At 40.9% G+C, this 12,438-nt stretch carries 17 protein-coding genes; 3 read left to right on the top strand and 14 right to left on the bottom strand.

Annotated elements, in window-relative coordinates:
* Window positions 1-51: 51 nt before the first annotated feature.
* Entirely contained in the window at window positions 52-1,926 is a 1,875-nt protein-coding gene (locus tag B2O97_RS17255; RefSeq protein ID WP_286767759.1) for a metallophosphoesterase family protein, read from the top strand.
* Window positions 1,927-1,931: 5 nt separating this feature from the next.
* Window positions 1,932-3,062, top strand: coding sequence for a chromate efflux transporter (gene chrA / locus B2O97_RS17250; protein ID WP_286767758.1), 1,131 nt, complete (start codon window positions 1,932-1,934; stop codon window positions 3,060-3,062).
* A 60-nt stretch (window positions 3,063-3,122) separates the two neighbouring features.
* Here the strand turns inward: chrA and B2O97_RS17245 are convergent, their stop codons facing one another.
* The 5 genes from B2O97_RS17245 to B2O97_RS17225 form a co-directional block, all read right to left on the bottom strand.
* Entirely contained in the window at window positions 3,123-3,521 is a 399-nt protein-coding gene (locus B2O97_RS17245) for a response regulator transcription factor (protein WP_049038343.1), read from the bottom strand.
* 273 nt (window positions 3,522-3,794) lie between these two features.
* Complete coding sequence (locus tag B2O97_RS17240; protein ID WP_124803723.1) at window positions 3,795-4,094, bottom strand: helix-turn-helix domain-containing protein; 300 nt, start codon at window positions 4,092-4,094, stop codon at window positions 3,795-3,797.
* Window positions 4,075-4,386: a helix-turn-helix domain-containing protein gene (locus B2O97_RS17235; protein ID WP_124803725.1), complete on the bottom strand. Its 312-nt coding sequence runs from the start codon at window positions 4,384-4,386 to the stop codon at window positions 4,075-4,077. Before B2O97_RS17235 ends, B2O97_RS17240 begins: the two co-directional genes overlap by 20 nt.
* Window positions 4,387-4,567: 181 nt before the next feature.
* Window positions 4,568-4,849: a molybdenum ABC transporter permease gene (locus B2O97_RS17230; RefSeq protein ID WP_076390089.1), complete on the bottom strand. Its 282-nt coding sequence runs from the start codon at window positions 4,847-4,849 to the stop codon at window positions 4,568-4,570.
* 65 nt (window positions 4,850-4,914) lie between these two features.
* Window positions 4,915-5,532 (bottom strand): cysteine hydrolase, encoded by a 618-nt coding sequence (locus B2O97_RS17225; RefSeq protein WP_228427456.1) that lies wholly within the window; start codon window positions 5,530-5,532, stop codon window positions 4,915-4,917.
* 142 nt (window positions 5,533-5,674) lie between these two features.
* Here B2O97_RS17225 and B2O97_RS17220 point away from each other — a divergent pair, with 142 nt between their 5' ends.
* Complete coding sequence (locus B2O97_RS17220) at window positions 5,675-5,992, top strand: MerR family transcriptional regulator (protein WP_076390091.1); 318 nt, start codon at window positions 5,675-5,677, stop codon at window positions 5,990-5,992.
* Between the two features lie 47 nt (window positions 5,993-6,039).
* Here B2O97_RS17220 and B2O97_RS17215 read toward each other — a convergent pair whose 3' ends face one another.
* From B2O97_RS17215 to B2O97_RS17175, 9 genes are all read right to left on the bottom strand, one after another.
* Window positions 6,040-6,489 (bottom strand): DUF3872 domain-containing protein, encoded by a 450-nt coding sequence (locus B2O97_RS17215; RefSeq protein ID WP_286767757.1) that lies wholly within the window; start codon window positions 6,487-6,489, stop codon window positions 6,040-6,042.
* A gap of 11 nt (window positions 6,490-6,500) precedes the next feature.
* Window positions 6,501-7,061: a conjugal transfer protein TraO gene (locus B2O97_RS17210; RefSeq protein ID WP_286767756.1), complete on the bottom strand. Its 561-nt coding sequence runs from the start codon at window positions 7,059-7,061 to the stop codon at window positions 6,501-6,503.
* Between the two features lie 20 nt (window positions 7,062-7,081).
* Window positions 7,082-7,981 (bottom strand): conjugative transposon protein TraN, encoded by a 900-nt coding sequence (gene traN, locus B2O97_RS17205; protein WP_275154657.1) that lies wholly within the window; start codon window positions 7,979-7,981, stop codon window positions 7,082-7,084.
* Window positions 7,982-8,068: 87 nt separating this feature from the next.
* On the bottom strand, window positions 8,069-9,409 hold the full coding sequence (gene traM / locus B2O97_RS17200) for a conjugative transposon protein TraM (protein ID WP_286767755.1): 1,341 nt from the start codon (window positions 9,407-9,409) through the stop codon (window positions 8,069-8,071).
* Entirely contained in the window at window positions 9,396-9,683 is a 288-nt protein-coding gene (locus B2O97_RS17195; protein ID WP_286767754.1) for a nitrogen regulatory IIA protein, read from the bottom strand. The genes traM and B2O97_RS17195 overlap by 14 nt, the downstream gene beginning before the upstream one ends.
* Before the next feature lie 19 nt (window positions 9,684-9,702).
* A complete protein-coding gene (locus tag B2O97_RS17190) occupies window positions 9,703-10,131 on the bottom strand; it encodes a hypothetical protein (RefSeq protein WP_132776728.1) in 429 nt (142 codons plus the stop codon).
* Between the two features lie 12 nt (window positions 10,132-10,143).
* Window positions 10,144-10,767 (bottom strand): conjugative transposon protein TraK, encoded by a 624-nt coding sequence (gene traK, locus B2O97_RS17185; protein ID WP_132776729.1) that lies wholly within the window; start codon window positions 10,765-10,767, stop codon window positions 10,144-10,146.
* A 19-nt stretch (window positions 10,768-10,786) separates the two neighbouring features.
* A complete protein-coding gene (traJ, locus tag B2O97_RS17180) occupies window positions 10,787-11,782 on the bottom strand; it encodes a conjugative transposon protein TraJ (RefSeq protein ID WP_286767753.1) in 996 nt (331 codons plus the stop codon).
* 3 nt (window positions 11,783-11,785) lie between these two features.
* Window positions 11,786-12,427, bottom strand: coding sequence for a DUF4141 domain-containing protein (locus tag B2O97_RS17175; RefSeq protein ID WP_286767804.1), 642 nt, complete (start codon window positions 12,425-12,427; stop codon window positions 11,786-11,788).
* Window positions 12,428-12,438 lie beyond the last annotated feature (11 nt).

The following is a 12,438-nucleotide window of genomic DNA, read 5'->3' as shown; positions in this document are numbered from 1 at the left end:
ATAGGACAAATTCAATCACTTAAATATAACATATCATTTTAGACAATTTATATGAATAAGATACTATTTTCTGCTATTGCGTTGGTGTTTGCTACAACAGCAATGGCGCAACTTCCTAAAATTCCTGCGGCCTACAGTAACCTGGGCTATGATACTAATGGAAGGTTATATTTTAAAGATAAGGATGAAAAATACTTTGCAGAAGAATTTAAAAATCCGCTAACGACCGAACAACTTCTTGGTAAACTGAAAGGTACTGAAAATGGAGTTCAGATGGATTTTGGGACTTTAAAAGGAACGGTAACCTATGGCTTAATCCCTTACGGAAAAGTTCCGCATCCCCTTCCCGTATATCGAAAAACCGTCAAAATTGAAGACGGTAAAATAGAGCTCAATATAAAAGAGGATTTCAAGTATCCGTATGATTTTGTAGACTGGAAGAAAAATGGGTACCTGAACCTTGGCTACCGAATTGCTGATGAGCAGGGTATGCTTTTGTTTGATGGCATAATTGCTTTAAAAGGTGAAGGACCATTTGAAGTCATACCGGCAATTTATGAAGGACCTTTTGTAAATATGCTTACTGATAACTCTGCTGTAATCTGGTGCAAAACCACACATCTCGTAAAGGCCGAAATTGAAATCAATGGCAAAGTTTATAAAGATGAGCACGAAACAACGCTGCATCGCTGGAATATAGCAGGACTTACCCCAAATACAAAGCACAACTATAAGGTAAAATATGGGATACAATCGCAATCGTATCATCTTAAAACTGCACCATCTAAAGGCAGCAGAGAAGCGTTCGTATTTGGTTATGCAAGCGACAGCCGCCATGCTACAGGTGGAGGTGAACGGAAAATCCTTGGAGCCAACGCCTACATAATGAAAAAAATGGCTGCACTTGCTCACATGAAGGACGTGCGCTTTATGCAATTCACCGGTGATATGATTAACGGCTATTTGAGCAGTAAAGAACAGCAGAGACTGGAATATTCTAACTGGAAAAAATCCATTGAACCATTTTGGCACTACATGCCCTTTTATATAGGTATGGGTAATCATGAAGCATTAGGTCTTATTTTTAAAGATGAAAACGGCAAGCAACAGGCATTTATTGATGCTTTTCCTTATGAGACCCAATCAGCAGAAGCACTTTTTGCAGAGGAATTTGTAAATCCTGAAAATGGTCCAGATAGCGAGGATGATAACAAGTATGACCCTGACCCTAAAAATATAGACTTCCCTTCCTATAAGGAAAATGTGTTTTATTATACCTACGGAAACGTGGCGATGATTGTCCTTAATAGCAATTACTGGTATGCACCTTCCATTGCTAATCAAACGGCTTCCAGCGGAGGGTTGCATGGGTATTTAATGGATAACCAACTTCAATGGCTTCGTGAAACGATCTCAAAATTGGAAAGAGACAAGAATATTGACCATATTTTTCTTACACAACATACTCCTGCATTTCCTAATGGAGGACACAGTAAAGATGTGATGTGGTACAGCGGTAACAACGAAAAAAGACCCTACATTGGAGGAAAGCCCGTTGATAAAGGAATTATAGAACGCAGAGATGAATATTTAGATATTTTGATTAATCAAAGTAAGAAAGTGGTGGGGATGCTTACAGGCGATGAACATAACTATAACTGGTTAAAACTGACGGCTGATATGCCTATTTACCCCGAGAATTATCCGCATAAAAAACTTAATGTATCGAGACCAATCTATCAAATCAATAATGGTGCAGCAGGAGCTCCTTATTATGGTCAGGAAGTATTGCCATGGAGTAAGCATACCCAGTCCTTTAGCGTGGAAAATGCACTTTGCCTGTTTTATGTGGAGGGAAAAAAAATAACAATGAAAGTATTCAATCCGGACACTTTAAATCAAATAGATGAAGTCGAATTAAGATAATTAAAATGCAAGAGAATGTAAACGTAAAAGAAATCGCAAAAGTTTTCGGTAAGTTGGGGATTATAGGGTTTGGAGGTCCAGCAGCACATATTGCCATGATGCGGGATGAAGTGGTGGTTAAACGAAAATGGATGAGTGAACAGCACTTTTTGGATTTACTAGGTGCTACCAACCTTATTCCGGGACCTAACAGCACGGAAATGGCTATTCATATTGGCTATGATAAAGGTGGTTGGAAAGGCTTATTGACAGCCGGTTTATGCTTTATTCTGCCTGCCGTTTTAATAACAGGAATTTTAGCGTATTTGTATAGCCTTTACGGACAGCTACCCGAAGTACAACCTTTTATCTATGGTATCAAACCTGCTATAATAGCCATTATTCTGGCTGCAATTTATCCATTGGCAAAACAATCTGTCAAATCCATAAATTTAGGTCTTATTGGTATTACTGTTTTATTAGCGGCGGTGTTTGGAGTTAATGAAATTTATTTAATGTTTGGTGCAGGTCTGTTAGCGTTTGGATTGCACACGGTTCAGAACAGACAAAATAATACTTTGCAAAGTATTGTTCCGTTTACCTTTCTTCAGGTTACACAGACAACTTTTTGGACAGCGACAAATGCTAAACTGTTTTGGACATTTCTTAAAATTGGCTCCATACTTTATGGGAGCGGATATGTGCTGTTTGCTTTTTTAGATACAGAATTGGTAGCAACAGGTCTGCTCACAAGACGGCAATTGATGGATGCTATTGCAGTAGGTCAGTTCACGCCTGGTCCCGTTTTTTCATCGGTAACGTTTATTGGCTTTCAAATCAATGGGCTTTCAGGAGCCATTATCTCAACTATTGCCATTTTCCTGCCATCATTTGTTTTTGTGGCACTGCTTAATCCGTTAATGAAAAAGCTACGAAATTCTAAAGGATTATCTTCCTTTTTAGATGCCGTGAATGTAGCATCGGTAGCCATAATCATAGCGGTGTGTTACGAAATGGGTAAAGAAACTATTACTGATTGGCGGACGATGTTAATTGCAGTTTTGAGCATTGCAATAACTTTTGGATACAAAAAATTAAATAGTGCTGTTATAGTTTTGGGCGGTTCCTTATTAGGATATGTATTATTTCAAATTTGATAAAAATTTAGATTATTATCTTCATAAGGAGAAACTGTACAAATTCGTAACTTTCTCAGATTAACTGTCCATACCGATAACGGTTTCTATTACTCTTTCAAAATCATCAACATCGCTTCCAAGTAGTAGATAACTTGAAAACCCAATCTCTAAAAGAGATTTCCCAACTTTCTCATCATCAATATCGCTATGGGCAACCAGTTTGATTGCAGGGTACTCTTTCCTTAATTCTTGAAGCTGTTTAAGCACATTTTGGTCGTAAAAATCCAAGTCAATAATACAGACTTTGGGGATTTTGTTCAATGAAGACAACTGTGATAACCCGTTTTCTATGCTTTCTGACCTAGATAGGATTTCCATTCCAGATGCAGCGAGATCTTTGCAGATGTTATCGGTTACAGGGCTTTTGTCATTGATAAAAGACAGGGAGATTGTTTCTTGTACAGTACCAGTTTTCATACGTTACCTTTTTTTGAGTTAGATGAAGTTCCTGCACAAAAAGAAAGCGCAGGCAACTACACTTACCGCACATTGAGGTACTGGTATACCCGACAACGAATAAGCGAGCGCCCACGCCTATGGCATGAGCGTTCTTCCTTATCGTCCCGTTGTCTAAAAATTACCAGTTTTCAATGTGGGACTTAAAGCAAAAACACTTTAAGTATTTCTATATTTTACATAGCAAAGATACTAAACTCGTTTCGATATAGAAATATGATTGCCCAAAATCCATTATTTGCTCTTTTGTCCATTGCAGACATAGTTTTGTTCAAGTATCCGTAAAAGGTCAGTTTGCTTAAAAATGATTTTGCCTCCTATCTGGATATATGGAAGTATTTGGTCATCACGATATTGCTGTAAAGTCCGTCTGCTGATATGTAACAGCTTGCATACATCTTCGCCAGAAAGATATATTTCACCGTTCATTACAGGACGGTAGTTTTTTAATATCTGTTCGATACGATTTCGTAGCTGCGTTATCATTTCCTGATGTGCAACGATTTCGTCACTATCATTCGTGAATAAATCCATCTTCAGTAGTATTGTCCAGCTGTCCGGCTTCGAGCAAAGCCCTTACATCCGAGAGTTTGTAATAATTTTTGCGGTTCAGTTTTGAATACGGTAAAAGCCCTTTGCTTTTGTAGGTCTGTAAAGTCCGCTTGGTAATGTTCATCATCAGACATACTTCCTGGTTATCGAGCCATTGTTCCTCTTTAAAAATGGGCGTATATTTCTGTGTGGCTTTTTCGGTCAATTCCAAAAGTGCTTTTAGCTCATTTTTCATTCCATCCAATGCGGATTTTTGTATTGCGATAACTTCCATAGTTTGCTCAATTTTGCTGTGGAAGTCGAAGATATTAAGGGTTGTTACAGGGGTGGGAAATGTGGTATTGATTGGCGTTGAAAGGTAGTGTTTGGCGTTTTACGTTTGCTACAAACGAAAAATCGGATAACCTTTTGGGCTATCCGATTTATTCAAAATATTGTTAGAAAAAAGTCAGTGTTTATCGTGATTGTTCCGTTTTTACTTCCTGTTTTTCCTTATCCTTTTTCATTTGGCTGTAAGTCCAGATACAGACAACACCAAGAATAATCAAAGCGTAAGCAATCCATTTCCCGACACGTTCTAAAAAACGCACAAATACAGCAGTAGAATACCTCGAAAACATTTCTACACCTGCCACGCTACGTCTGTAAAACTTCCTGCGGTTGATAAAATAGATAAGCCCTATACCAACAACGATAACAATAATACCAAACACTAATTGAGCCGTAACCGTATCCATACCACTAAAATTATAATACAAACAAATTTAAAAAAAATAACCTTGACATCTATTCCGTATTAGTCTTATTCGTTTACAAATTCACTTGTTGTCAAGTGTTCCCCAAAATGATGAACAATCTCACTCAAAAAGTATTCTTGCTGAACTTTATTAAAAGCTGAAGTAGCATCGGAAATCACATAAGTATTGTAGCCTTTTTCGTGTCCGTCCCTAAAAGTGCTTTCCACGCAGACGTGTGTTGCATAGCCGACCAAATATAAGTTTTCGATTTTGTTGTTTCGTAAGTACACGTCCAAATTTGAGCCTGTAAAACCACTTGCTCCAACACGCCCTGTAACCACAAATTCGCCCTCAATCGGTTTTACGGTTTCATAGAATTGTGAACCAAATCCGTTAATCGGGAAAGTTCCTGCGTTTGGTATGGCTTTTCGCAAACCGCTTTTTCCATTGGCTAATTCGGGATAGCCTTTTTCAAAGCGTAAACCCACGTGAATAATCTCAATATTGTTTTTTCTTGCATAGTCCAATGCCTTTTCAATATTCTCAATGGAGGTCTGCATCATTTCTTTATCTTTTACCAAAGCCTTGTACAGCTTTCCGTCTGTGTGCATCCACTCGTTTTGGGTTTCAATAAGGATTAAGGCTGATTTGCCCTGCTCTTGTGCATTAATTTTACTTGTCATAGTTATAACTGTCAGAATTAAAAAAAGTAATCGTTTCATTTCATTTTGCTTTTAATTATCAATAATTGTAAATAATCTACAATTGCAAAATAAATGCTATTATTTTATATTTGCAACAACTATTGTAAATAATTTACAAAAAATGGCAAAAGCAGATAAGGAGATAGACCTGTCATTCGACTTCGATTTTTTAGATAAATTAGTTGTTGGTATTGGAGAGGTATCACAAATTACAGGCATTCCGACAAGGCAAATCCGCTATTGGGAAGACAAAGGCATTATCACAAGCCTGACCGAAGAAGAGGGCAAGAACAGGCGTTATAATTATGAGAATATCAAAAAGATACTTCTTATAAAAGAGTTGATGGATGAGGGCTATACTTTAGATGCTTCCGCTGAAAAGGTCAAAAAGCGTATGGAAATGATTGAGCAAACGCTGAATAAGCTAAAGAAGAAATAAAAAAACGGCTTATCATCTAAGCCGTTTTTTGTGCATTGAAATGATAATCAATCACTACTATTAAATTGAAAACTTATCTGCTTTTCATTTCCAAAACCATCCGAAATCCAAACATCAAAAGATTGTGATACGGTAGATGTTGAAGTGTAATACAACCGGAACTGCTCCGTTGGCAATTGATATAGGTCATTGGGCTGATACGGCGGTTCATTGTAGTATTGCAACGTTCCCTGCCCATCAAACTGGAAATAGCGAAGGAAATACTGCGTATTGCTGTAATTGCCTGTACGCTGTATGGTAATGCGTATTTCTACGGTCTGCCCGTTGGCAACATCTTTAGGCACTGGCATTACATTGACCTCAAAAGGAAAATTGTTCTGTATTTCGAGTTCATCATCTTTGTTGCAAGATACCAACGTAACTGAAGCTGTTAGGATTGTCAGGAATACATACAACGGCAGTAGCCCTGTTCTGAATTTATTGAATATTGCTATCATTGTTTTACGTTTTAAAAGTTAAACTTTAATCCCACACCTGCGGATGGACGGAACTGTTCCAGATCCGTCCCCCACAAAACTTTTGTACGCCCTTGCAGGACTAACACAAAGCGGTCGGACAGGTACGTTTCAAAAGTGAGGCGGCCGCCTGCTCCGTAGATGAAATTATCCTCACTCAATATCTTCGCTCCGTCATATAACATCGTTTCGCCACGGTTAATGGTTTCATAACCGACCACGCCGGTTATAGCAAAATTCAGCGTGATGTTTTTTCGGGCATCACCCAACAAGAAGAAACTGTAACCACCTTCTGCGAAATAGGTTTCCTGCGGTATGTGGAGGTCTTTGTAGTCGTGGTATTGGTGCGTGTATTCCAACGCCCAAAGCTGGTAATTGCCATTCCTTCCGTTTACGGTCATTGCTGCACTGATGTAATAATCATTGCCAATCTTATCATTGGATAGTACGCCTGTACTTATTTCCAATCCTTTCTGTTTAGGCAGCATTCGTTGCGCCTGTGCCGCTGTGATGCCTATGAGGACAAGCAGCACGGTATAGATATACTTTTTCATATTCTTGCTTTAAAGAGTTATTAAAATTTCAGGTGCATATCGTCAATCAAACGGGCTTTGATTAAATCGGAATTTTCTACCTGAAGCGTTTGATGCCTGCCGCCGTTCTTCTCGAAAATCTCAATCAGCAGCACCTTGTCATCGGCAATAGTAAACTGGTCTAACAGGAACACGTTTTGTTCGGTCGATTTTCCGGCAATGCCGTCCAATGGCTTGTACATTCTCAAAGGCGTTAAGGAACGTTCCTGGACTACGGTGCGTTTGGCTACCTTTTTATCCACTACTTTGAAATTGATAAAATCAATCTCGAAAGGCACATTGGTACGGTTTCTCAATTCGGTATGGAAATAGTATTTGCCGTTGTGTATGTAAATCCCTCTCAGGATAAACTGAATGCCGAAGCTCTTAGCCCCGATATGCTTTACAATGCGCTTGTCTTTCTTGTAAATGGTTTTCAGTAACAAGCCTGCCAGTGAGGGCGAATTGTTGCCCAGTTCCTCAAAAAGCACATCGTTTCCGTTGGCTTTATCCACCGCTTTTTGCATTGTGAGCAGGTCGTAGCTCAATGCCTCCGGGTAGGAACTGTAATACACGTTGAAGCTGTAAAAACGCCCGTCATTCGTGATAACTGAAAAATTAGTTTCCGGCTCAAAGTTCCTTACCGATGCTTTTACACGCAATACGTTTTCCGCATCTTCAGCCTTACCTGCAATCAGGTATTCGCTGCCCAAATCCACGTAACGAATGGCGGTCGGGAAAATCAGGTGCGACGTTTTATCGTAGGTAACTTCCATACGGTACGGTTCTATCTTGCCCAATGCAAGCGGTGCTTTTGCAGTGGCACTATCCTGTGCATAAGTTGTTACGGCAAAGCCGAGTATCAGGGCAATAGCCCAGAATATTTTTAAATGATTTTTCATTGTCTTTAATATTTAATTTTTAATGGTAATGAAGCGTGTTCCGTTGCCCGGAACAGGTTTCATTGTTTTATTTATTTGAGTTCAACATTATTTTTTAGATACAAGGAAGACCTGATAACCCGCTTTCAGCATAACCTTTGGCGTTCTCACTTTCTTGGCGAAATAGCCCGAAATACCCTGTACTACGCCACGGCTAAGGTCAGCCGCTACCTGCTGTCCGGCATTCTGCGTGAGCATTACGCTTGTTCCCCCGGTCTGGCTCATATTGCCCGCCATTTCGGTAAGGGCGTTCATTTCCGGCGAATACGGAACGTACAAGCCTTGCTGTCCGTCCAAATCGTAAATGGTAATATCTACCGGGATGATATTGCCCTCCAGTTCTACGGAGGTAACTTTTAATTGCAGCCTGCCATTCTGAAATTTAGCGTTAGCCGTTACAATCGTTCCTTTGGGGATGGTACGTTGCGGGGTTTTGGCAGGCTCTAACAAGCGTAAACGCACACCTGTTTCGCCAACTACCGTTTGGGCTTCGTGTACACAGGCTTTGATACTGTTTTTGGGCTGTATCACCTCTTCAGTAGAACCTGCGGTATAAAATCCCCTGTTTTTTGTTTGGCTCCAATCGGCTGCAAAGGCACTGTCCGACGGTTCACGGTACAAGGCTGATACAATGTTCTTTCTTGTTGGTGTGAACGATACAAATTGCTCTTTTTGGTTAGCACCCGCAGCCCCCGTAGCTGTACCGTTGGCAGGAGCAGCATTTCCGGTATTGGCATTTTGCGGAAGATACTTTGCTGCCATTTCATAGGATTTCTCCATTAATTTGAGTTGGTCGTCAACGGTGGCCACAGGTGGCACATCTTTTTCCGACAACTTTGCTTTCAGTTCGTCCACTTGCTTACGCAGTTCCATTGTTTCAGAATTGTTGTCCTGATAGAATGAACCCAGTGTGCTTTGCATATTGCGGTAGCTGTTCAATGCAGGATTGCTGTTTCGTCCCGAATTTCTGCCACCACCGCCTAAGCCGTCGCTTTCCTCTTCTTCAGGTAGCTGCTTATCGGTCGGCTCTTCTTTGTCTTCGGTATTCCAGTAATCAGAAAGCGTTGCTAAAGCATTGCGCTTTTCCTGCTCTTTGCGTTCGAGCATTTCCTGCTCATACGCCTTGCTTTTATCATCGGGCATTCCTGCCCCGGTAGCCTGCGGAACTGCATCATTCAGCCCGATATTTTCAACTGCCTTTTTATCTTTCGACGGTTTAAATATGAGGTACATACAGCCGAGAAATACTACGCCCATCAAAAGGAATATGATTGGCTTTTTGAGCTTTTCCTTATTATTCTGTGTGCCATTTTGCAGCACATCAGCGGTTTCTTTCGGGTTACCTTCGGTTACCCGAACAACCGATTTTTTGTTCTCATTTTCTTTCATAAATCTGATTTTTTAAAATTGTTGATACTGTGTCCTGCAATCTTGCAGGACTTTCATTCTTTTTAAGAATAGGGTTCTCGATATGCCTGATGTTGATGGCATCATTGGGCTTACCCGTATCGTACATTACTTTGCCGATAACCCCTGCGGTCAGCAAGAGATAACCCACAAAAAAGTACAAGGTATATTGGTGCTGTTTGCGCACTGGCAATGCCTGCCAACGTTCGTCGAGCTTATCAAAATACCTATCCATATTTGCTCTAAATTTTTTCATAGCCTTACTATTTCTGATGTTATAGCTTGAAACGCTTAGGGCTTTTAACCGCCTTTTGTTTCGGTGCATCTTTGACCAATGCCACCGCTTCCACCGCTTTGGGTGCGGATATTACAGACAGGTTTGCCAATTCCGACTTTTTGAGCAATTGCCCAAATTGGTCTTTTCTTGCAACCTCTATTCTGTTGAGAGAAAATTTGCCGTTCAGGTATTTTACCCACATACTGCATTGTACACGTGGTTTGTCATCACCCGACCATTGCAGGTAGCCTGTCAGCAACAAATCTTGTTTAGGCAAAGTATCTGCACCTTTTTGGCAGCTTTCGAGGTAATCGCTGATGCTGTCTTTCAACTTTCCGGCATACGCACCTTGCGTATGGAAATAGCCGTTATATCCTTTGTCGGTAAGGATTTTTGCGAACGTGTTTAAATCTGATAATGCTTCCATAAGATTGTTTTTTTAGCGTTCGATAACTTCTATGTCCCTGTTTTCAACCACTGCAAACTTTTCAATGTTGAAGCCCTGCGGATTGTTGTCGGAACGAACAGAGTTCACGAGATAGCAGGAAGTAATCAGGTTACGCCTGGTTACATTGCTCGAACGGATGATGAATTGTTTGGAGTAGGTGCGTACTGCATACGGATAGGTATCGAAATTGCAGACGACACTATCGACTTCAATGCGTTGCTGTACGTTTCCTGATATGATACGACTGTAATAACCCTTTTCCGACAAGTCCTTGTAATAGTCGAAAGCACTTTTGTCGGCAAGGTTGAACGCTCTGCTCATATTGCTTTCGATAGCATTTTTATCGGGAGCAAGCGTAAAGAAAAGCTCGTGAAAACGTCTGACGTGTTCCCTTGCTTCCACAGGTCGGTTGATACTTGCATCTTGCGATAAGGCGAGCATCAAAGATTTGCCGTTATCCAATACATAGATTTTTTGGCGTTGTTCTTCTGCAAAGCGGTAGGACTGCCATACGGCATATCCTACCACGCCAATGCAGAGAACCGCAAACACAATGGCATATAATCTTATTTGCCTAAAGCTGTTTTCGATATTTCTTAGCGTTTTAAATTCCATTTTTAGAATGATTAATTGTTTATTTATTCATCAGTTTACCGCCGATGTTTCCAACTGTTGAACCTGCACCTGCTCCAGCGATATTTCCTGTTTTCATTGCAGCTTGGTTTACGTTGCGGGTAAAGTTTCCTGCGCCTCCGGCTTGGATTACCCAACCTGTCACTGTCGGTATTGTGAAGTATCCGATGATGCCGATAATCATAAATATGATGTACACCGTATTGCTCGTATCAGGTATATAGGTCGGGTCGGCAAGCGTTGCTATATCTCTTTCCAGTATGAGGGATTGTATTCTTGCCAGCATCGAGCTGAACAAATCGGAAACAGGAAGCCAGAGATATACGCTGACATACCTCGTGATCCACTGGGTGAGCGTGGACTGAAATCCGTCCCACACGGAAATAGCAAAAGCTATTGGTCCGAGTATGGAAAGGACTATTAGGAAAAACGTCCGTATGGTATCAATGACCAATGCTGCCGCCTGAAAGAGTATTTCCAGTAGATTGCGAAACCAATCCTTTATGGCTTTCTCTATCTTGTAAGCCTGCCTGTCCATATACATACCCGCCATTGTGCCTACGTCTGATGGCGACCATCCCAATTCGTCCAGCTTCTTATCAAACTCTTCGTCTGATACCATATAGGCTGTTTCGGGATTTCTGACCATTGCTTCATATTCCAATTGGTCTTTCTGTTGTTGGAGCTGATTAAGATCAAGCACCTGGTCTTCGAGTATTTGGTGGGTTCCCGTAACTACCGGACTCAATACTGCATTGATGGTTCCCAATACGATGGTTGGAAAGAACATTATGCAAAGCCCCAAAGCGAACGGACGCAGCAAAGGGAACACATCAATAGGTTCGGCACGGCTTAAAGCCTGCCAAACCTTTAATGCCACATAGAACAATGCTCCCAATCCCGCCAAACCCTTAGCTACTGCAGCCATATCGCCTGCAAGCGGCATCATATCATCATAAAGCGACCGCAGGAGTTCGTGAAGATTATCCCATTCCATAGTTTACCAGTATTTTTGGTTAGCAGTTCCGTAGAGTTCAAGCACTCTTTTGGCATCGTTTTTCTTTTTCGCTCTCAGGTAGCTTACAGAAATGTTCTTGTTAGTATAGTAGCGCACCAGGCTGTGGTACTCCTTTACCTCTTTGTACACACGGTCAATAATGTCCATACGCTCTTTGTCGTTCAACGAAAGGCTTGTAGAGGTTACAATCTGCTTCAATTCTTTCAGCAGTTCGGTACTTTCATTGAGCAGTGCCGAATAACCGTTGCCGATAGCGACCAATTCCTGTGGGGTAAAATTTGGATCGTTCATCATCTTACCAAAATTCTGCACGTACATTTCGGACACATCGCCTACCAACAATACCGTTTGCTGCACTTTACGGGCATCTTTCACCAAATTGTTAATGGCTTTCAACTTGTCGTAATATTCCTTACCCTGGTCGTACACTTTCTTCACTTCGTTAAAGTTCTTTATCACATTGCTCACGGTCGAAGAAGTCTGTATGATTTCGTTCGCAGAGTTGATAATTCCTGAAGCCAAATTAGCAGGGTCGGTTACAACCCACTGGGCTTTTGCTGACGGTGCTACGGCGAGCATCAGTGCCGTACACACCAGATACAATACTTTTTTACTCACATTCATCTTTATTTGAT

Source organism: Sphingobacterium sp. UBA865, from assembly GCF_002295765.1.
In the GTDB taxonomy this organism is placed as follows: domain Bacteria; phylum Bacteroidota; class Bacteroidia; order Sphingobacteriales; family Sphingobacteriaceae; genus Sphingobacterium; species Sphingobacterium multivorum.
Note: the sequence above shows the minus strand (reverse complement) of the source record. Positions and strands in the feature narration are given on the sequence as shown.